This window comes from Pseudomonas sp. NBRC 111132, from assembly GCF_001320565.1.
Classification (GTDB): domain Bacteria; phylum Pseudomonadota; class Gammaproteobacteria; order Pseudomonadales; family Pseudomonadaceae; genus Aquipseudomonas; species Aquipseudomonas putida_P.
In genome coordinates, this window is record NZ_BCBI01000009.1 from 110,823 (window position 1) to 130,484 (window position 19,662).

Annotated in this window: 16 protein-coding genes; 5 read left to right on the top strand and 11 right to left on the bottom strand. The window is 61.8% G+C overall.

Going from position 1 to position 19,662, the window contains the following annotated elements; translation table 11 throughout:
- Positions 1–48: 48 nt before the first annotated feature.
- From APH35_RS06720 to APH35_RS06750, 7 genes are all read right to left on the bottom strand, one after another.
- On the bottom strand, positions 49–942 hold the full coding sequence (locus tag APH35_RS06720; protein WP_012274731.1) for an ABC transporter permease subunit: 894 nt from the start codon (positions 940–942) through the stop codon (positions 49–51).
- Positions 939–1,859, bottom strand: a complete 921-nt coding sequence (locus tag APH35_RS06725) for an ABC transporter permease subunit (protein ID WP_012274732.1) — start codon at positions 1,857–1,859, stop codon at positions 939–941. The genes APH35_RS06720 and APH35_RS06725 overlap by 4 nt, the downstream gene beginning before the upstream one ends.
- The gene (potA, locus tag APH35_RS06730; RefSeq protein WP_012274733.1) at positions 1,856–2,998 is read right to left on the bottom strand and encodes a polyamine ABC transporter ATP-binding protein; all 1,143 of its coding nucleotides are present in this window, start codon (positions 2,996–2,998) and stop codon (positions 1,856–1,858) included. Before potA ends, APH35_RS06725 begins: the two co-directional genes overlap by 4 nt.
- A 60-nt stretch (positions 2,999–3,058) precedes the next feature.
- Positions 3,059–4,153 (bottom strand): polyamine ABC transporter substrate-binding protein, encoded by a 1,095-nt coding sequence (locus tag APH35_RS06735; protein ID WP_060494596.1) that lies wholly within the window; start codon positions 4,151–4,153, stop codon positions 3,059–3,061.
- 158 nt (positions 4,154–4,311) lie between these two features.
- Positions 4,312–5,409 carry a polyamine ABC transporter substrate-binding protein gene (locus tag APH35_RS06740; protein WP_012274735.1) on the bottom strand — a complete coding sequence of 366 codons (1,098 nt, stop codon included), beginning with the start codon at positions 5,407–5,409 and terminating at the stop codon, positions 4,312–4,314.
- Between the two features lie 170 nt (positions 5,410–5,579).
- Positions 5,580–6,941: an aspartate aminotransferase family protein gene (locus APH35_RS06745; RefSeq protein WP_012274736.1), complete on the bottom strand. Its 1,362-nt coding sequence runs from the start codon at positions 6,939–6,941 to the stop codon at positions 5,580–5,582.
- A gap of 48 nt (positions 6,942–6,989) precedes the next feature.
- Positions 6,990–8,348, bottom strand: a complete 1,359-nt coding sequence (locus APH35_RS06750) for a glutamine synthetase family protein (protein ID WP_012274737.1) — start codon at positions 8,346–8,348, stop codon at positions 6,990–6,992.
- Positions 8,349–8,922: 574 nt separating this feature from the next.
- Here APH35_RS06750 and APH35_RS06755 point away from each other — a divergent pair.
- Positions 8,923–10,299 carry a glutamine synthetase family protein gene (locus APH35_RS06755; protein WP_012274738.1) on the top strand — a complete coding sequence of 459 codons (1,377 nt, stop codon included), beginning with the start codon at positions 8,923–8,925 and terminating at the stop codon, positions 10,297–10,299.
- Positions 10,300–10,450: 151 nt separating this feature from the next.
- On the opposite strand, the gene argA is transcribed toward APH35_RS06755, so the two are convergent.
- The gene (argA, locus tag APH35_RS06760) at positions 10,451–11,749 is read right to left on the bottom strand and encodes an amino-acid N-acetyltransferase (RefSeq protein ID WP_012274739.1); all 1,299 of its coding nucleotides are present in this window, start codon (positions 11,747–11,749) and stop codon (positions 10,451–10,453) included.
- A gap of 124 nt (positions 11,750–11,873) precedes the next feature.
- Complete coding sequence (gene argE, locus APH35_RS06765) at positions 11,874–13,016, bottom strand: acetylornithine deacetylase (RefSeq protein ID WP_012274740.1); 1,143 nt, start codon at positions 13,014–13,016, stop codon at positions 11,874–11,876.
- Positions 13,017–13,132: 116 nt separating this feature from the next.
- Between argE and APH35_RS06770 the strand changes: the two genes are divergently transcribed.
- Positions 13,133–14,500, top strand: a complete 1,368-nt coding sequence (locus APH35_RS06770; RefSeq protein ID WP_060514451.1) for a CYTH domain-containing protein — start codon at positions 13,133–13,135, stop codon at positions 14,498–14,500.
- A 173-nt stretch (positions 14,501–14,673) separates the two neighbouring features.
- On the opposite strand, the gene APH35_RS06775 is transcribed toward APH35_RS06770, so the two are convergent.
- Positions 14,674–15,144, bottom strand: a complete 471-nt coding sequence (locus APH35_RS06775; protein ID WP_060514452.1) for an Lrp/AsnC family transcriptional regulator — start codon at positions 15,142–15,144, stop codon at positions 14,674–14,676.
- A gap of 126 nt (positions 15,145–15,270) precedes the next feature.
- On the opposite strand from APH35_RS06775, the gene APH35_RS06780 reads away from it, so the two are divergent.
- The 3 genes from APH35_RS06780 (at position 15,271) to APH35_RS06790 (ending at position 17,763) form a co-directional block, all read left to right on the top strand.
- The gene (locus tag APH35_RS06780) at positions 15,271–15,576 is read left to right on the top strand and encodes a hypothetical protein (protein WP_012274743.1); all 306 of its coding nucleotides are present in this window, start codon (positions 15,271–15,273) and stop codon (positions 15,574–15,576) included.
- A 110-nt stretch (positions 15,577–15,686) separates the two neighbouring features.
- A complete protein-coding gene (locus tag APH35_RS06785) occupies positions 15,687–17,360 on the top strand; it encodes a GspE/PulE family protein (RefSeq protein ID WP_060514453.1) in 1,674 nt (557 codons plus the stop codon).
- Between the two features lie 88 nt (positions 17,361–17,448).
- Positions 17,449–17,763: a DUF2388 domain-containing protein gene (locus APH35_RS06790; protein ID WP_060493205.1), complete on the top strand. Its 315-nt coding sequence runs from the start codon at positions 17,449–17,451 to the stop codon at positions 17,761–17,763.
- A gap of 51 nt (positions 17,764–17,814) precedes the next feature.
- Here APH35_RS06790 and gcvP read toward each other — a convergent pair.
- A partial coding sequence (gene gcvP / locus APH35_RS06795) for an aminomethyl-transferring glycine dehydrogenase (protein WP_082425719.1) occupies positions 17,815–19,662 on the bottom strand: 1,848 nt, incomplete at its 5' end.

A 19,662-nucleotide genomic window follows, 5' to 3' on the forward strand; every position in this document is an offset into this window, starting at 1 on the left:
GACTGCACATGACCCTGTGGGAGCGGGTTTACCCGCGAAAGGGCCGGGTCAGGCCGAAGCCGCAACCTGAGCCGGGCGCTTGACCTGTGGCTGCGAGGCGTTGGCCGCAGCACCCTCTTCGATCGCCTGCTGAATCGCCTTGCGACGACGCTCTTCGCTCCGGCGGCTGAAGTACCAGACAAAGAAGGTCACCAGCGACACCGACAGCAGAATCAGACTGGCCACGGCGTTGATCTCTGGCTTCACGCCCAAGCGCACCGCCGAGAACACTTCCATCGGCAAGGTGGTCGAACCTGGGCCGGATACGAAGCTGGCCAACACCAGGTCATCCAGCGACAGGGCGAACGACATCATGCCGCCCGCCGCCAGCGATGGCGCGATCATCGGGATGGTGATCAGGAAGAACACCTTCCACGGCTTGGCACCCAGGTCCATCGCCGCTTCCTCGATCGACAGGTCCAGCTCACGCAGGCGTGCCGACACCACTACCGCCACATACGCCGCACAGAACGTGGTGTGGGCAATCCAGATGGTGACGATACCGCGCTCCTGCGGCCAGCCGATCATCTGCGCCATGGCCACGAACAGCAGCAACAGAGACAGACCGGTGATCACTTCAGGCATTACCAGCGGCGCGGTAACCAGGCCACCGAACAGCGTGCGGCCCTTGAAGCGGGTGACCCGGGTCAGCACGAAGGCTGCCAGGGTACCCAGCGCCACCGCCGCCACCGCCGTGTAGCAGGCGATTTCGAGCGAGCGCATCACCGAACCCATCAGCTGGGTGTTGTCGAGCAGGCCGACGTACCATTTGATCGACCAGCCGCCCCACACCGTCACCAGCTTGGAGGCGTTGAACGAGTAGATCACCAGGATCAGCATCGGCAGGTAGATGAACAGCAAGCCGAGCACCAGCATCAGCTTGGAGAAACTGAAGCGTTTCATGCGCGGCCCTCCATTTCTTTGGCCTGGCTGCGGTTGAACAGCAGGATCGGCACGATCAGGATCGCCAGCATCACCACCGCCAATGCAGACGCCACCGGCCAGTCACGGTTGTTGAAGAACTCCTGCCACAGCACTTTACCGATCATCAGGGTTTCCGGGCCGCCGAGCAGTTCAGGGATCACGAACTCGCCCACCACCGGGATGAACACCAGCATGCAGCCGGCGATGATGCCGTTCTTCGACAGCGGCACGGTGATTTTCCAGAAGCTGTTGAAGGTGCTCGACCCCAGGTCAGAAGCAGCCTCCAGCAACGAAGGGTCATGCTTAACCAGGTTGGCAAACAGCGGCAGGATCATGAACGGCAGGTACGAATAGACCACGCCGATGTACACCGCCAGGTTGGTGTTGAGGATCTGCAGTGGCTGGTCGATCAGCCCAGTCCACATCAGGAAACCGTTGAGCAAGCCGTTGTTGCTGAGGATGCCCATCCAGGCATAGACGCGGATCAGGATCGCGGTCCAGGTCGGCATCATGATCAGCAGCAGCAGGACCGTCTGGGTCTCCTTCTTGGCGTTGGCAATGGCGTAGGCCATCGGGAAGCCGATCAGCAGGCACAGAATGGTGCTGAAGAAGGCCATCTTCAACGACCCCAGGTAGGCCGAGATATACAGCTCATCCTCGGTCAACAGCCCATAGTTGGCCAGGTTGAGCACCAACTGAATCTTGTCTTCGACGTAGGTGTAGATCTCGGTATACGGCGGGATCGCCACGTCGGCTTCGGCAAAACTGATCTTCAGGACAATGAAGAACGGCAGCATGAAGAACAGGAACAGCCAGATGAACGGCACGCCGATCACCAGGTGCCGCCCCTCCGGGACCAGGCGCTGGAAGGCTCGCTTGAGCTTGCGCAGTTTCATGACCGCAGTACCACGCCGCTGTCGTCTTCCCACCATACGTACACTTCATCGCCCCAGGTCGGACGAGTGCCCTGGCGTTCGGCGTTGGCGACGAACGACTGGACAACCTTGCCGCTCGGCAGCTCGACGTAGAACACCGAGTGGCCGCCCAGGTAGGCGATGTCGTGGACCTTGCCGCGCGACCAGTTGTGCTCGCAGGTCGGCTGCTGGGTGGTGACCAGCATCTTTTCCGGGCGCAAGGCGTAGGTGATGTGCTTGTCTTCCACCGAGGTGGTGATGCCGTGGCCCACGTAGATCTTGCGCTCCAGCTCCGGGCTGGCAATGATCGCGTGGCCTTCGGCGTCGTCGACCACTTCACCTTCGAACAGGTTGACGTTACCGATGAATTCGCACACCAGGCGGCTGGTAGGCGTCTCGTAGATGTCCACCGGCGAGCCGATCTGGGCGATCCAGCCCAGGTGCATGATGGCGATGCGCTGGGCCATGGTCATGGCCTCTTCCTGGTCGTGGGTCACCATCACGCAGGTCACGCCTACGCGCTCGATGATCTCCACCAGTTCCAGCTGCATCTGCGAACGCAGTTTCTTGTCCAGCGCACCCATTGGCTCGTCGAGCAGCAGCAGCTTGGGGCGCTTGGCCAGCGAGCGGGCCAACGCCACACGTTGACGCTGGCCACCCGACAACTGGTGCGGCTTGCGCTTGGCGTACTGGGTCATGTGCACCAGCTTGAGCATCTCGGCCACACGGGCATCGATCTCGGCCTTGGGCATCTTGTCCTGCTGCAGGCCGAAGGCGATGTTCTGCGCCACGGTCATATGCGGGAACAGCGCGTAGGACTGGAACATCATGTTGATCGGCCGCTCGTAGGGCGGCATATCGGTGATGTCGACGCCATCGAGGAAAATCCGCCCTTCGGTTGGGCGCTCGAAGCCGGCCAGCATGCGCAGCAAGGTGGACTTGCCGGATCCGGAGCCACCCAGCAGGGCGAAGATCTCACCCTTGCGGATTTCCAGGGACACATCCTCTACGGCGATGGTTTCGTCGAACTTCTTCGTGACCCGGTCGATTTTGACCAGCACCTGCTTGGGTTGCTGGCCACCCTCGAGGGCTTTCTTATAGGCACCGGAGGCAACTGCCATGAGTGAAACTCCCAACAAGATTTGTGTGCCCGCCCCTGCTTGGACGGCGGGCCTGGATTGTTACTTGCCCGACTTGACCTTGGTCCAGCTACGGGTCATCAAACGTTGCACCTTGGGCGGCAACTCTGAATTCACGAACATCTTGTCCAGCACATCCTGCGGTGGGTAAACCGCAGCGTCGGTCCTCACGGCCTGGTCCATCAGGTCGCCAGCCTTGGGGTTCGGGTTGGCGTAACCGACGTAATCGCTGACCTGGGCGATAACCTCAGGTTTCAGCAAATAGTTGATGAAGGCATGCGCCTCTTTGACGTTCTTGGCGTCCTTGGGGATCGCCAGCACGTCGAACCAGAGGTTGCCGCCTTCCTTGGGAATGGCGTAGGCCAGGTTCACGCCCTTCTTCGCTTCTTCAGCGCGGGCCTTGGCCTGGAACACATCACCCGAGAACCCTGCCGCGACGCAAATGTCGCCGTTGGCCAGGTCGGTGATGTACTTGGACGAGTGGAAGTAGGTCACGTACGGGCGCACCGCCAGCAGCTTCTGCTCGGCCTTGGCGTAATCCTTGGGGTCGGTGCTGTTGGGGTCGAGGCCCATGTAGTTGAGCACCGCCGGGAGCATTTCGTCCGCCGAGTCGAGGAAGGCCACACCGCACTTGGAGAGCTTCTTCATGTTCTCGGGCTCGAACAAGACGGCCCAGGAGTCGATGGTGTCCACGCCCAGCGCGGCCTTCACCTTGTCGACGTTGTAACCGATGCCGTTGGTGCCCCACAGGTAAGGCACGGCGTACTGGTTGCCTGGATCGTTCTTTTCCAGGCGCTTCATCAACGCCGGGTCGAGGTTGGCATAATTGGGCAGCAGGTTCTTGTCGAGCTTCTGGAACGCGCCCGCCTTGATCTGCTTGCCGAGGAAATGGTTGGACGGCACCACTACGTCATAGCCGGTGTTACCGGCCAGCAGTTTGCCTTCCAGGGTTTCGTTGGAGTCGAACACGTCCTGCACGGGCTTGATGCCCGTGGCTTTCTCGAAGTCCGCGAGTGTGGTCGGGCCGATGTAGTCGGACCAGTTATAGAGATGCACCGTTGGCGCCGCTTGGACGCTGCATGCCAGCGTCAGGCCCGCGCCGGCCATCAAGGCCTTGCGGAATACAGAAATAGACAAGTGGGTGGTCCTCACAATCAGTGCCTGGGTAGCGACAGTGCTGCCGCACACGCAAAACCGGCGCGCAACTTACCTTCGCAGCTTCGATGCCGCAATCATCAATTGCCTTTCACTGGCTCTGAGCCGGAAATCCCCGGCCCAGAGGTGCCGCATCGGGCTTACTTGCCCGACTTGATCTTGGTCCAGCTGCGGGTGATCACACGCTGGGCAGAAGCTTCAGGCGCAGCGATTGCGTACAGCTGCTTCTTCACTTCGGCAGGCGGGTAGATGCTCGGGTCGCTGGTAATGTCCTTGTCCACGAACTGGGTAGCCGCAGCATTGCCGTTCGGGAAGCGCACGGCGTTGGTGATTTCAGCCATGACTTCTGGCTGCATCAGGAAGTCCATGAACTGGTAGGCAGCGTCTTTATGCTCGGCATCTTTCGGGATGGCGACCATGTCGTAGAAAGTACCGGCACCTTCTTTCGGAATGATGTAGTCCACTTTGATCTTGTCGCCGGCTTCGTGGGCACGGGCCTTGGCCTGCTCGACGTCACCCGAATAACCGACGGCCACGCAGATGTTGCCGTTGGCCAGGTCGCCAATGTACTTGGACGAGTGGAAGTAGGTGATCGAAGGACGGACCTTGAGGAACAGGTCCTCGGCGGCCTTCAGGTCTTCTTTCTTGGTGCTGTTGCTCGGCAGGCCCAGGTAGTGCAGTGCGGCCGGCAGCATTTCGGTCGGGGCATCCAGGAAGCTTACGCCGCAGCTCTTGAGCTTGGCGATGTTCTCAGGCTTGAACACGGCGTCCCACGAGTCGATGTGGTCGACACCCAGCGCGGCCTTGACCTTCTCCGGGTTGTAGCCGATGCCGATGGAGCCCCACATGTACGGGAAGGCGTGCTTGTTGTCCTTGTCGCTGGCATCGCCAACGGCCTTGAGCAGGTCGGGGTCGAGGTTTTTCCAGTTCGGCAGTTTCGAACGGTCCAGTTCCTCGTACACACCCGCCTTGATCTGCTTGGCCAGGAAGTTGTTCGAGGGCACGACGATGTCATAGCCCGACTTACCTGCCAGCAGCTTGGCTTCCAGGGTTTCGTTGCTGTCGAAGACGTCGTACTTGACCTTGATACCGGTCTGCTTTTCGAACTTGGCGATGGTGTCCGGCGCGATGTAGTCCGACCAGTTGTAGACGTTCAACACCTTGTCGTCAGCCTGTGCAGCAGTAGCCATGGCACCCATCAGGGCTGCGGCCAGCAACGTCTTGCCCATTTTATTCATGCGTCATGCTCCAGAATTTTTTATTTAGCCATCTGTTCAGCAGCCAGGACCTACGGTGCAGAGCGCGCGGCGACTGAAACAGTCGCTAGTCTGGCAAGTTACAAGGCCCTGTATCAAGGAAAGCAGGACCCTGTAACGACTTAATGTCACATCGCTAGCCTAGCAGGTGCTCAGTTGATCGCCTCAAGGGTCAAATCGAGGCATTTGCGCGCCTTTTCCACCAGCTCGTCGATCTCCGCGTGGCTGATGACCAGCGGCGGCGCGATGATCATGGTGTCACCCACCGCACGCATGATCAGGCCGTTGTCGAAGCAGAAGGTGCGGCAGATCATGCCCACGCCCTTGCCTTCGTAACGGCTGCGGGTGGCCTTGTCCTTCACCAGCTCGATCGCACCGAGCATGCCCAGGCCGCGTACTTCACCCACCAGCGGGTGGTCCTGCAGTTCACGCAAACGCTTTTGCAAATACGGTGCCGCTTCTGTGCGCGCCTTCTCGACAATTTTCTCATCGCGCAGGATGCGCAGGTTTTCCAGGCCCACCGCGGCCGCCACCGGGTGGCCGGAGTAAGTGAAGCCGTGGTTGAAATCGCCGCCTTCGCTGATCACCTTGGCCACGGTGTCACGCACGATCACACCGCCCATGGGGATGTAACCGGAGGTCAGGCCCTTGGCGATGGTCATCAGGTCGGGTTTGAGGTCGTAGTAGTCTGAGCCGAACCACTCGCCGGTACGGCCAAAACCGCAAATCACTTCGTCGGCGACGAACAGGATGTCGTACTTGGCGAGAATCTCCTTCACCTTCGGCCAGTAGGTTTCCGGCGGGATGATCACGCCGCCTGCGCCCTGGATAGGCTCGGCGATGAAGGCGGCGACGTTGTCTTCGCCCACTTCGAGAATTTTCTTTTCCAGTTGCTCGGCTGCCCACACACCGAACGCATCCGGGGTCATGTCGCCGCCTTCACCAAACCAGTACGGCTGCGGGATGTGCACGATGCCGGGAATCGGCAGGCCACCCTGCTCGTGCATGCCGCTCATGCCACCCAGGCAGGCACCGGCGAAGGTGGAACCGTGGTAGCCATTGATACGGCCGATGATGGTCTGCTTGTGCGGCTTGCCCTTCAGCGCCCAGTAGTGGCGCACCATGCGCAGCACGGTGTCGTTGCCTTCGGAGCCGGAGCCGGTGAAGAACACATGGGTCATGCCTTGCGGCGCCACATCGGTGATCGCCTTGGCCAGCTCAAGCGCCGGCGGGTGAGCGGTCTGGAAGAACAGGTTGTAGTACGGCAGCTCGCGCATCTGCTTCTCGGCCGCCTGTACCAGTTCCTCGCGGCCATAACCGACCGCCACGCACCACAGGCCGGCCATGCCGTCGAGAATCTTGTGGCCCTCGCTGTCCCACAAATGCACACCCTGGGCCTTGGTGATGATGCGCGGCCCCTTCTCCTTCAGTTGCTTGTAGTCACTGAAGGGGGCGAGGTGATGCTCCCCACTGAGGGTTTGCCATTCACGGGTTTGCGGGTTGTTGACGCTCATGTGCTTCTCCGTAATTCGACCGCCGCGCTCCTGCGGCACCAGGGTTGATCAGACAGCGAACAGCAGGAACTCACGCTCCCACGAACTGATGACGCGTTTGAAGTTTTCGTGCTCGGCGCGCTTGGTGGCGACATATCCGGTAATGAATTTTTTGCCCAGGTATTGCACCAGCGCACGGCTGTTTTCCATGCGTTCCAAGGCATCTTCGATGGTCAGTGGCAGGCGCAGGTTGCGGCGCTCATAACCACGGCCCTGTACCGGCGCGCTGGCCTCGATGCCTTCGACCATACCGATGTAGCCACACAGCAAGCTGGCGGCGATGGCCAGGTAAGGGTTGGCGTCGGCGCCCGGCAGGCGGTTCTCGACCCGGCGGCTTTGCGGGCCGGCATCCGGTACGCGCAAGCCGACCGTGCGGTTTTCTTCGCCCCACTCCACGTTCACCGGCGCCGAGGTGTCGGGCAGGAAGCGGCGGAACGAGTTGACGTTGGGCGCGAACAGCGGCAGCGCCTCGGGGATGAACTTCTGCAGGCCACCAATGTGGTTGAGGAATAGCGCGCTCATGCTGCCGTCTTCATTGCTGAAGATGTTCTTGCCGGTAGCCACATCGACCACGCTCTGGTGCAGGTGCATGGCACTGCCCGGCTCGCCGGTCATCGGCTTGGCCATGAAGGTGGCGGCCACGTTGTGCTTGAGCGCCGCCTCGCGCATGGTGCGCTTGAACACCAGAATCTGGTCGGCCAGGTGCAGGGCGTCGCCGTGACGGAAGTTGATTTCCATCTGCGCCGTGCCGTCTTCGTGGATCAGCGTGTCGAGGTCCAGCTGCTGCAGTTCGCACCAGTCGTAGACGTCTTCGAACAGCGGGTCGAATTCGTTGGCGGCTTCGATGGAGAACGACTGACGGCCGGTCTCTGGGCGGCCGGAGCGGCCTACCGGGGGCTGCAGCGGGAAGTCCGGGTCTTCGCTGCGCTTGGTCAGGTAGAACTCCATCTCGGGCGCGACGATCGGCTGCCAGCCCTTGTCGGCGTACAGCTGCAGGACTTTCTTCAGCACGTTGCGCGGCGACAGTTCGACCGGGTTGCCCTTTTTGTCGTAGGTGTCGTGGATGACCTGGGCGGTTGGCTCGATGGCCCACGGTACAAGGAACACGGCGTTTTCGTCGGGGCGGCAGATCATGTCGATGTCGGCCGGGTCGAGCAGTTCGTAATAGATGTCGTCGTCGACGTAGTCGCCGGTCACCGTCTGCAGCAACACGCTCTCGGGCAGGCGCATGCCTTTTTCGGCGATGAATTTGTTGGTGGGCGAAATCTTGCCGCGCGTGATGCCGGTCAGGTCACTGATCATGCATTCGACTTCGGTGATCTTGTGCTCTTTCAACCAATCGGTGAGCTGGTCGAGGTTGTTACTCATAAATACCTCAGGAGGTAAGGTGGTCCACGTCTTGATTCTGGATGGAGTAGATTGCTAAAGCAAAAACCCACGCGCAGAGCCACAGTGGATACACTGAAATCAGCTGTGTCCGTAATGAGTTCGAAAGGCAGGAAGACGAAACGAAGGGCGGCAAGCCGCTACGAGGGCGGGCCTGGGAGCACCAAACGTCAATTATTGCGGCCAGGGCGACCACGCCATTGACGATGCTTGCAAAAACGACGGATGTGCCTGATGACACCGCGCAGGCAGTGCTTTCAGGTCGCGGCAAGCGGACCATGTGACCCTCGTATTATTGTGTTCTGGGTTGAGACCGAGCTTAGCCTTGTTCATTTTTTTACACAACACCTCCGTAAAAAATAAAACACGGTGCGCCGGAGATAGCCCTTTACGCGGTAAATAGCGGATAATGCTTTGCCCCGATATGCAGCAAATCTGCCGTAGATGTGCCATTTCAGGGCATCATGGGGTTGGCTTGACATCAGTATGGCTTTTCGATTGACTGGTCCTGCAAGCCCCCCTTGATTGATATTTTTAACAACAAAGGTGTTGCATCATGTCGGTACCCCCGCGTGCCGTTCAGCTTAACGAAGCGAACGCGTTCCTTAAGGAACATCCTGAGGTTCTCTACGTTGACCTTCTGATTGCAGATATGAATGGTGTGGTGCGTGGCAAGCGCATTGAGCGCACCAGCCTCCACAAGGTTTACGAGAAAGGCATCAACCTGCCGGCCTCCCTCTTCGCCCTGGACATCAACGGTTCCACCGTCGAAAGTACCGGGCTGGGCCTGGACATCGGCGATGCTGACCGCATCTGCTATCCAATCCCCGACACGCTCTGTAACGAGCCGTGGCAAAAACGCCCCACCGCCCAGCTGCTGATGACCATGCACGAACTGGAAGGCGAGCCATTCTTCGCCGACCCACGCGAAGTGCTGCGTCAGGTGGTGAGCAAGTTCGATGAATTGGGCCTGACTATCTGCGCCGCATTCGAACTGGAGTTCTACCTGATCGACCAGGAGAACGTGAACGGCCGCCCGCAGCCACCACGCTCGCCAATTTCGGGTAAGCGCCCGCAGTCGACCCAGGTGTACCTGATCGACGACCTCGACGAATATGCCGACTGCCTGCAGGACATCCTCGAAGGCGCGAAAGAGCAAGGCATCCCAGCCGACGCCATCGTCAAGGAAAGCGCCCCGGCGCAGTTCGAAGTCAACCTGCACCACGTGGCCGACCCGCTCAAGGCCTGCGACTACGCGGTACTGCTCAAGCGGTTGATCAAGAACATCGCCTACGACCATGAAATGGACACCACCTTCATGGCCAAGCCCTACCCGGGCCAGGCAGGCAACGGCCTGCATGTACACATTTCCGTGCTGGACAAAGATGGCAACAACATCTTCACCAGCGAGGATCCCGAGCAGAACGCCGCGCTACGTCATGCTGTCGGCGGTGTGCTCGAGACCCTGCCCGCGTCCATGGCGTTCCTTTGCCCGAACGTCAACTCGTACCGCCGCTTTGGCGCACAGTTCTACGTGCCGAACGCGCCAAGCTGGGGCCTGGACAACCGCACTGTCGCACTGCGCGTGCCAACCGGCTCGGCGGACGCTGTACGTCTCGAGCACCGCGTGGCCGGTGCCGACGCCAACCCGTACCTGATGATGGCTGCCGTGCTGGCAGGCGTGCACCATGGCCTGACCAACAAGATCGAGCCAGGCGCGCCGATCGAAGGCAACTCGTACGAGCAGCTGGAGCAGAGCCTGCCGAACAACCTGCGTGATGCCCTGCGCGAGTTGGACGACAGCGAGATCCTCAACAAGTACATCGATCCTAAGTACATCGACATCTTTGTCGCGTGCAAGGAGAGCGAGCTGGAGGAGTTCGAACACTCGATCTCCGACCTCGAGTACAACTGGTACCTGCATACCGTGTAAACGAAAACGCCGCCCACAAGGGCGGCGTTTTTCATTCCAGGCCGTGTCGCCTGCTTCGCGGGTAAACCCGCTCCCACAGGGATAGCGCCAGCCTCAGGTCCGGTGAAGATCCTGTGAGAGCGGGTTCACCCGCGAAGAGGCCGGCACAGGTTTACAGGGCCTTCTCGAAAATCTTCGAATTACGCTGGTAGTTGTACAGCGAAGCCCGCGCCGCCGGCAGCCGCTCTACCCCACTCGGCGCAAAGCCGCGCTCGCGGAACCAGTGCGCAGTGCGCGTTGTGAGCACAAACAAGGTATTCAAGCCCATCTGCCGCGCCCGGCTCTCGATGCGCTCCAGCAGCTCGTCCCCACGCCCACCATGGCGGTACTCCGGGTTCACTGCCAGGCACGCCAGCTCCCCCGCCTCGGAATCGGCAATCGGGTACAGCGCCGCACAGGCGATGATCATGCCTTCACGCTCGACCACGCTGAACTGTTCGATCTCGCGCTCCAGCACCTCGCGCGAACGGCGCACCAGAATGCCCTGTTCTTCCAGCGGGCTGATCAACTCCAGCAAGCCGCCAACGTCCTCGATGCTCGCCTCGCGCACCACTTCGAACTGCTCCTGCGACACCAGCGTACCGCCACCACCACGGGTGAACAGCTCGGTCAGCAGCGCACCATCCTCGGCATAGCTGACGATATGGCTACGTGCCACGCCGCCTTTGCAGGCCTCGGCTGCGGCATCCAGCAGTTCGCCCTGGTAATCGCTGCCCAGGCGCTGCAGATGCGGGGCAACCTGCTGCGGGCGCAGTTCGCGCACCAGTTTACCGTCGGCGTCCAGCAGGCCAGGCTCGGCGCCGAACAACAGCAACTTGTCGGCGCCCAGCTCGATGGCCGCACGGGTAGCCACGTCTTCGCAGGCCAGGTTGAAGATTTCCCCGGTAGGCGAGTAGCCCAGGGGCGACAACAGGACGATGGAACGCTCGTCGAGCAGACGGCTGATGCCCTTGCGGTCGACCCGGCGCACTTCACCGGTGTGGTGGTAATCAACCCCTTCAAGCACGCCAATCGGCCGTGCGGTCACCAGGTTGCCGGATGCCACGCGCAAGCGCGAGCCCTGCATGGGCGAAGCAGCGATATCCATCGACAGGCGCGCTTCGATGGCCAGGCGCAGGGCGCCGACAGCATCGATCACGCAGTCCAGCGTGGCGGCATCGGTAATGCGCATGCCCCGATGGTAGTGCGGGGTCAGGCCGCGATCGGCCAGGCGGCTTTCGATCTGTGGGCGCGAACCATGTACCAGCACCAGGCGCACGCCCAGGCTGTGCAGCAGTACCAGGTCGTGGACGATATTGCCGAAGTTAGGGTGCTCCACCCCATCGCCAGGGAGCATGACCACGAAGGTGCAGTCGCGATGGGCATTGATGTACGGGGAGGCATGACGCAGCCAGTTGACGTAATCGGGCATGACAGGGCCTGTGGATAAGTGGACGGAGAACGGCGATACAGGGGGCGTTCAGAATCATCGTCGGAACAGGCTTGCGGTCACGCGCGGTCTCCTCTAGGCAGGAACGAATCAGTTCGATTGACGTTTAGTGCAGGCAATAGTGCCGAATCAAGTCACGCAATAGACGCACGGTAGGCTCGATTCGTGACATTTCAAGGTATTCGCCGGGCTGGTGGGCACAGGCGATGTCGCCAGGGCCCAGCACGATGGTCTGGCAACCCAGCTGCTGAAGATAAGGCGCTTCGGTGCCGAACGCCACCGCTTCGGCGCGGTGGCCGGTCAGCCGTTCCGCGACGTGTACCAGCTCGGCATCGGCGGCCTGTTCGAACGGCGGCACCTCCGGGAACAGTGGCGCGTAGTCGATGCGTACATCATGACGCTCCGCCACGGGCACCAGCTTTTCGCGAATGGCCGCGCGCAGTTGCTCCACGTCCATGCCCGGCAGCGGCCGCAGGTCGAATTCCAGGGCACATTGGCCGCAGATACGGTTGGGGTTGTCACCCCCGTGGATGCAACCAAAGTTCAGGGTCGGGGTCGGCACGGTGAACTGCGGGTTGCGGTAGGTTTGCTGCCATTGCTGGCGCAGGCCCATCAGCTCGCCCATCACCGCGTGCATGGCTTCCATGGCGCTGCGGCCCAGGCTTGGGTCCGACGAATGGCCGCTGCGCCCAAGGATGTCGATGCGGTCCATGAGAATGCCCTTGTGCATGCGGATCGGCCGCAGCCCGGTAGGCTCACCGATAACCGCCGCACGACCAAGAGGCTGGCCGGCCTCGGCCAGGGCGCGGGCGCCGGACATGGAGCTTTCTTCGTCACAGGTAGCGAGGATCAACAGCGGCTGCTTGAAGTCGTGCTCCAGCAGCGGGATGACCGCTTCGATGACCAGGGCGAAGAAGCCCTTCATGTCGCAGCTGCCCAAGCCAACCCAACGGCCATCGGCCTCGGTCAGCTTCAGCGGGTCGCTGGCCCACAGCTGTTCGTCATACGGAACAGTATCGCTGTGCCCGGCCAGCACCAGGCCTCCCGGGCCGGTGCCGCGACTGGCCAGCAGGTTGAACTTGCCGGGGCTGACCTGTTGGATGTCACACCTGAAACCCAAGTCGCCCAGCCAGCCCGCCAGCAGGTCGATGACCTGGCGGTTGGACTGGTCCAGCGCGGGCTGGGTGCAACTGACCGAAGGCGCGGCGATCAAGGCGGCGAACTGGTCTTTCAGCGTCGGCAACGGCATGCGCGTACTCCTCGGAAGCGTTGCCCATCATAGGACTATCCGCTGTCTGGAATAAACCGTTGAGGGCGGACTGCTGTAGACTCTCCGCCAACCACGCCCCCTCTTTCGAGTCTGTGATGCACAAAGAAACCGAACTGAAGCTCCGCGCCAGCCGCGAGACCCTTGCCGCCCTGCGCGAGCACCCTCTGCTGAAAAAGCGCAACAAGTCCGGCTGGCAGACCCGTGAACTGCTCAACCAGTACTTCGACACCCCCGAGCGTGAGTTGTCCGCCGCCCGTGTCGCGCTGCGCCTGCGCCGCGATGGCGACGCCATCATCCAGACCCTCAAATGCCGCGGTACCAGCGTGGCCGGCCTGTCCGAGCGCAACGAGTACGAATGGAGCCTGGACAAGGTCAAGCTCGACCTGAAAAAGCTGGACGCCACTTGCTGGCCCGAGCAGTTGGCCAACCTGGACAAGAAAACCATCAAGCCGCTGTTCACCACCGACTTCAGCCGTGAATACGCCGAAATCGCCTGGGGCCGTGGCAAGAGCAAGGTGGTGATCGAGGCGGCGCTGGACCAGGGTTTCGTGATCGCCGGCAAGCGCAAGGAAGAGATCTGCGAGCTGGAGCTGGAGCTGCGCGAAGGTGACCCGCAAGCATTGCTGGAACTGGCCGCCGAACTCGCCGCCAGCCTGCCACTGATGCCCTGCGACATCAGCAAGGCCGAGCGCGGCTACCGACTGCTGGAGCCGGACAGCTACGAGCTGGGCCTGCCGCATACCGAGCTGGAAGCCGAAATGGCCTTGGACGACGCCTATGCCGCCCTGGCCTGGCAGCTGCTGGGCAGCAGCCAGCGCCTTGCCGAGCAGTACCGCCACAACGGCCACTGGCGCCTGCTGCAGGACTGGGTCGAGTGCCTGAGTGAACTGCGTGCCCTCACCGCCAGCCTGGGCCAGGCGGCACCGCGCGCGACCACCCGCGACCTGCGCGCCAGCCTTGACGCGCTGCTCGAAGACTGGCGCCCGCTGGTTCAGGCCGGCAACGATGACGAAGATATCCGCCGCGCCGCGCCCGAGCAGTTCGCCGAAGAGCTGGAAGACGTACGCTGGGGCCAGTTCTCACTGGAAACCTCGCGCTGGCTGCTGGCCCGCGCCTGGACCACAGAGCGCAAGGGCCGTGGCGAGCGCCAGGGCAAGGCGCAGCTGGCCAGCTGGCTGGGGCACCTGCTGGGCGAGGAAGGCCGAGCGTTGAAGCTGCCACTGTACACCCAGCGCCCGGAAGACCTGGCCGAGCAGTTGCCACGTATCGAGCAACTGCTGGCCTGGCTGCACCACGCCCGCCAGGTGCTGGAAGCACCGCAAATGGACCGCCTGTATGGCGACCTGAAGAAGCTGCATGAGCTGGCCGAACTGCCGATCAGCGATGAAGTGCTGGAAGCGCGTATCGAGCAGGCTCGGGCTGTTGACCAGAGCCGCGGCTGGAAGCACCTGCTCAAGGCTTGATCCCCTCTGGAGGCTAACACAGCCTTTGTAGGAGCGGCCTTGTGTCGCGAAAGGGGTGCGAAGCACCCCCAGGATTTGTGCAATTAAGCTGATATTGCTGGGGCCGCTTTGCGGCCCTATCGCGACACAAGGCCGCTCCTACAAGGGACCGCGCCAGCAGGTTTGAAGCTGCCTCACCGCGACAGTGGCAGGCTGGTGGTGGACTTGATCTCCGACAGCGCCACAATCGAATTCACCTCTTGAATCCCCGGCACGTTCGACAGCTTTTCGAAGAAGAATCGCTCATAAGCTTCGATGTCCGATGTGACTATCCGCAGCAAAAAATCCACCGCGCCCATCAACACATAGCACTCCAGCACCTCTGGAAAACCGCGAATCGCCTCGGTGAACTCGGTGAAGTTGGAACGCCCGTGAGCATTGAGCTTCACCTCGGCAAAAATCTGCGTGTTCAGGCCGACCTTCTTGCGGTCCAGCAAGGTTACCTGCCCGCGAATTACCCCCTCTTCCTTCAACCGCTGAATACGCCGCCAGCACGGCGATTGCGAAAGCCCCACGCGCTCGGCGATCTGTGCACTGGACAGTGAAGCGTCCTCTTGCAGTAGTTCGAGAATACGGCGATCGTAGGCGTCCAGCTGGCTGTGCATTGATATGCCTCCAAATACGCGACCTATGAATTGATTAATTCGCAAAGCCCGCGAAAAGATCAAATCATAGCGAAAAAATACCCCGACCAACGTGCAAGAATTTCTCCCACATTTGCGGAGACCAGCATGAACGCACAGCCCCGTACCGACGCCTGGGCCGCCAACAACGCCCACAGCACCGTGCACTATCGCCTGCAGGCCGAAGCCGAGCCTGACAGCCTGTGCCGGGTGCTAAACCTGTTCGCCCTGCAATTCCTGACCCCGCACAGCGTACAGGTCAACCAGCAGGAAGACTGGCTGAACATTGAAGTCGGCATCGGCGGTTTGAGCTGGCACCGGGCCGAGGTGATTGCGCAGAAACTGCGTAACCTGGTGTGTGTTGGCGAAGTAAGCCTGACCAACCTGCAACGGGTGGAACTGGCCGCGGTCTGACAGCGCTGCTGTGGCTGTGCAGCAAAACCCCGAAACCTTTCACCTCCGATGCCTCTGCGCCGCCCGGCTAGCCTTGATCAGCACGCTCTCATCAGGCACGGACGCCCACCATGCATACCCCCGACAGCCCGGCACTCGACCTCAACTGCGTGCTCGAAGCTCTGCTCGCCGACCAGCGCTTGCATGCCAACGACACCTTGCAAGTACTCGAACACGCCACCACCCACCCCACAGGCCACCCGCTGGAGCAGATCGCTGCTTGCAGCCTGGAAGACCGCCACCACACCGGCCAACCCCTGGACCTGGACCACCTCTGCCAATGGCTGGCCAACAAGGTTGGCCAGCCCTACTTGCGCATCGACCCCATGCAACTCGACCTGCCCCAGGTCGCCGGCTTGATCTCCCCTGCCTTCGCCCAGCGCCATGGCATTCTCATCGTCGCCGCCGATGCGTCCAGCGTTACCGTCGCCAGCGCCCAGCCCTATCAGGATGACTGGCAGGCAGACCTGGCCCGTAGCCTCGGCAGATCGGTTCGGCGCGTGCTGGCCAGCCCGCTACAGATCCGCCAGTCCGGGCAGTCGTTTCAGCATCTGGCCCAATCGGTAAAAGGCGCGCAGTACCAGCAGTCGACAAGCCTGGGCGAACTCGAGCAATTGCTGGAACTGGGCAAGCGCCAGGCCGAGGCCGGTGCCGACGACGCGCACATCGTGCATATCGTCGATTGGCTGCTGCAGTACGCCATTGAACAGCGCGCCAGCGATGTCCACTTGGAGCCCCGCCGCGAACAGGGCCAGCTGCGTTACCGCATTGACGGCCTGTTGCACACTGTCTATGCCTTCCCAGCCAGCGTCACCCTGGCGCTGGTCAGCCGCCTGAAACACCTGGGCCGCATGGATGTGGCAGAAAAGCGCCGGCCGCAGGACGGTAGGTTGCAAAGCCGCCTGCCAGACGGCAGTGAAGTGGAGCTGCGGCTATCCACCCTGCCCACCCCGTTTGGCGAAAAACTGGTGCTGCGCCTGTTCGACCCGCAGCAGCTGCAGGAGGGCTTCGACCACCTCGGCCTGCAAGGCCAGCAATTGGCCCAGTGGCAAGGCCTGCTGCACCAGCGCCAGGGCATTATCCTGGTGACTGGCCCCACCGGTTCCGGCAAGACCAGCACCCTGTACGCCAGCCTCAAGCTGCTGGCCACGCCGCAGGTCAACCTGTGCACCATCGAAGACCCCATCGAGCGCCTCGACCCTGCTTTCAACCAGCTGCAGGTGCAGCCCGCGCTGGACCTGGGTTTTGCCAACGGCGTGCGGGCCATGCTGCGCCAGGACCCGGATATCATCATGATCGGCGAAATCCGTGACCGCGAAACCGCCCTGGTGGCGGTGCAAGCTGCACTGACCGGGCACCTGGTGCTGTCGACCCTGCATACCAACGATGCTTGCGCAGCAATCACACGCTTGCTTGAGCTGGGCGTAGCCGACTACCTGATCAAGGCGACGCTGATCGGGGTCATGGCCCAACGCCTGGTGCGCACCGTGTGCACGGACTGCCAGGCACGTTCATCAGCCACTTGCCAAACCTGCCGAGGCACCGGTTTTCATGGGCGCACGGGCTTGTTCGAGCTGTTGCAGCCCAGCGAAAGCCTGCGTGCATTGATCGGTCCCCACGCCGACCTGGCACATTTACGGCGCCAGGCACTGGCCGACGGCCTGGTTGACCTGCGTCGCTGCGGAGAAGCAAAGGTGGCTAGCGGACAGACCCGTGCGGAGGAAGTGCTACGCGTCTGTAACTGACGAAAAGTCCTTTGTATTCAAGGAACTTGCCTCGTCCGAAAAGATCCAACCGCGCATCTTCAACCCTCACCCTTCGAGGTGTTTCAACATGCGTCTCAAAACCGCCATCGCCGCCGCTGCCTTGCTCTCGCTGCCTATCGGCTCGGCCATGGCCGATACCTTCTGGCGTAACGTGATGACTTCCGGTGCCACTACGGCATCGAGCTACCTGACCTCGCGCGACCACAAGCTGGTCGTGGCCGCGCAGGATGACGCCAGCAGCTTCGTCGCCAGCGAAGGCGCGATTCGCGGGCCGTTCCTGGAAGCGGCCATGCGCCAGGCACGGGCAGAGAACCCGGGGATGCAAGCGTCCGACATGGAGCTGGCCAATGCCATCCTGGCGAAGAATGCGGTAGCCGAGTAACCGCGTCGTCTGCTTCGCGGGCAAGCGCCCGCGACGCACCCTCCACCGAACTCAGCGATACGCCTCCACCGGCACACAAGCACAGAACAAATTCCTGTCCCCATACACGTTGTCCACCCGGTTCACCGCCGGCCAGTACTTATGCTGGCGCGCATGAGCACTGGGTGCCACTGCCTGCTCCAGGCTATACGGCCTGTCCCACACCCCCAGTACATCCGCCAGGGTATGCGGCGCATGTTTGAGCGGGTTGTTCTCCGCCGGCCAGTTGCCCTCCTGCACCTCGGCAATTTCCGCCCGAATCGCCAGCATGGCCTCGACAAACCGGTCCAGCTCGGCCTTCGATTCACTTTCGGTCGGCTCCACCATCAGCGTGCCCGGCACCGGGAACGACATGGTCGGCGCATGGAAGCCATAGTCCATCAGGCGCTTGGCGACATCCTCCTCGCTGATGCCGGTCAGGGCCTTCAACGGCCGCAGGTCGAGGATGCACTCATGCGCCACACGCTGGTTTCGCCCGCGATAGAGCACCGGGAAAGCACCTCCCAGCTGGCTGGCCAGGTAGTTGGCCGAGAGAATCGCTACCTCGCTGGCATCGGCCAGCTGCGGGCCCATCATGGCGATATACATCCAGCTGATCGGCAAAATGCTTGCGCTGCCCCAGGGCGCGGCACTGACCGCGCTGTTGTTCGGGTCCACCCCCGGCACCGGCACCACCGGGTGGCTGGCGACGAACGGCGTAAGGTGCGCGCGAATACCAATCGGCCCCATGCCCGGGCCGCCGCCGCCATGGGGGATACAGAAGGTCTTGTGCAGGTTCATGTGCGAAACATCGGCCCCAATGTCCGCCGGGCGCGCCAAGCCCACCTGGGCATTGAGGTTGGCACCGTCCATGTACACCTGGCCGCCGTGCTGGTGCACCACCTCGCAAATTTCGCGTATGCCCTCTTCGTACACGCCATGGGTCGAGGGGTAGGTGATCATAAGGCACGACAGGCGCTCCCCCGCCGCGTGGGCTTTGGCCTTGAGGTCGGCCAGGTCGACGTTGCCATCGTTGTCGCAATCGACGATCACCACTTCCATGCCAGCCATCTGCGCTGACGCCGGGTTGGTACCGTGCGCTGACGACGGGATCAGGCACAACGTGCGCTGCGGCTGGTGACGGCTGCGGTGGTAGCGGGTTATCGCCATCAGGCCGGCGTACTCGCCCTGAGCACCGGAGTTGGGCTGCATGCAGATGGCATCGAAGCCTGTGATCGCGCACAGCCAGCTTTCCAGCTCGTCGATCATCGCCTTGTACCCGCTGGCCTGGGACGCTGGGGCAAACGGATGCAGGTGAGCGAAACCGGGCCAGGTGATGGGTATCATCTCGCTGGTGGCGTTGAGTTTCATGGTGCAGGAGCCCAGCGGGATCATCGACTGGTTAAGCGCCAGGTCCTTGTTCTCCAGCTGCTTGAGGTAGCGCAACATCTCGGTTTCGCTGTGGTGCAGGTTGAATACCGGGTGGGCAAGCAAGGGGGTGCGCCGTACCAGGCTGGCGGGAATGCCTTCAGGCAGGGCCAACTGGTCGAGGGCGGCGATTTCCAGGCCGTGATCCACGCCTAGGAAAATATCGAGCAGGCGCAGCACCGTATGCTCGTTGCACGTTTCATCCAGGCTCACGCCCAAATGCCCGCGCCCTAGAATGCGCAGGTTGATGTGCGCCGCTTCGGCGCTTTCGATGATGGCCGCCTGCGCCCCGCCAACATCCAGGGTAAGGGTGTCGAAGAAGTGCTGGTTGAGCCGCTTGATGCCTTTGGCCTCAAGGCCGGCGGCCAGGATGAAGGTCAGCCGGTGCACGCGCTGGGCGATGCGTTGCAGGCCTTCCGGGCCGTGGTACACCGCGTAGAAGCCGGCAATGTT

Coding starts and splice junctions, on each gene's coding strand:
- APH35_RS06720 (WP_012274731.1), bottom strand. CDS start 942: ATGAAACGCTTCAGTTTCTCCAAGCTGATGCTGGTGCTCGGCTTGCTG.
- APH35_RS06725 (WP_012274732.1), bottom strand. CDS start 1,859: ATGAAACTGCGCAAGCTCAAGCGAGCCTTCCAGCGCCTGGTCCCGGAG.
- potA (WP_012274733.1), bottom strand. CDS start 2,998: ATGGCAGTTGCCTCCGGTGCCTATAAGAAAGCCCTCGAGGGTGGCCAG.
- APH35_RS06740 (WP_012274735.1), bottom strand. CDS start 5,409: ATGAATAAAATGGGCAAGACGTTGCTGGCCGCAGCCCTGATGGGTGCC.
- APH35_RS06745 (WP_012274736.1), bottom strand. CDS start 6,941: ATGAGCGTCAACAACCCGCAAACCCGTGAATGGCAAACCCTCAGTGGG.
- APH35_RS06750 (WP_012274737.1), bottom strand. CDS start 8,348: ATGAGTAACAACCTCGACCAGCTCACCGATTGGTTGAAAGAGCACAAG.
- APH35_RS06755 (WP_012274738.1), top strand. CDS start 8,923: ATGTCGGTACCCCCGCGTGCCGTTCAGCTTAACGAAGCGAACGCGTTC.
- argA (WP_012274739.1), bottom strand. CDS start 11,749: ATGCCCGATTACGTCAACTGGCTGCGTCATGCCTCCCCGTACATCAAT.
- argE (WP_012274740.1), bottom strand. CDS start 13,016: ATGCCGTTGCCGACGCTGAAAGACCAGTTCGCCGCCTTGATCGCCGCG.
- APH35_RS06770 (WP_060514451.1), top strand. CDS start 13,133: ATGCACAAAGAAACCGAACTGAAGCTCCGCGCCAGCCGCGAGACCCTT.
- APH35_RS06775 (WP_060514452.1), bottom strand. CDS start 15,144: ATGCACAGCCAGCTGGACGCCTACGATCGCCGTATTCTCGAACTACTG.
- APH35_RS06780 (WP_012274743.1), top strand. CDS start 15,271: ATGAACGCACAGCCCCGTACCGACGCCTGGGCCGCCAACAACGCCCAC.
- APH35_RS06785 (WP_060514453.1), top strand. CDS start 15,687: ATGCATACCCCCGACAGCCCGGCACTCGACCTCAACTGCGTGCTCGAA.
- APH35_RS06790 (WP_060493205.1), top strand. CDS start 17,449: ATGCGTCTCAAAACCGCCATCGCCGCCGCTGCCTTGCTCTCGCTGCCT.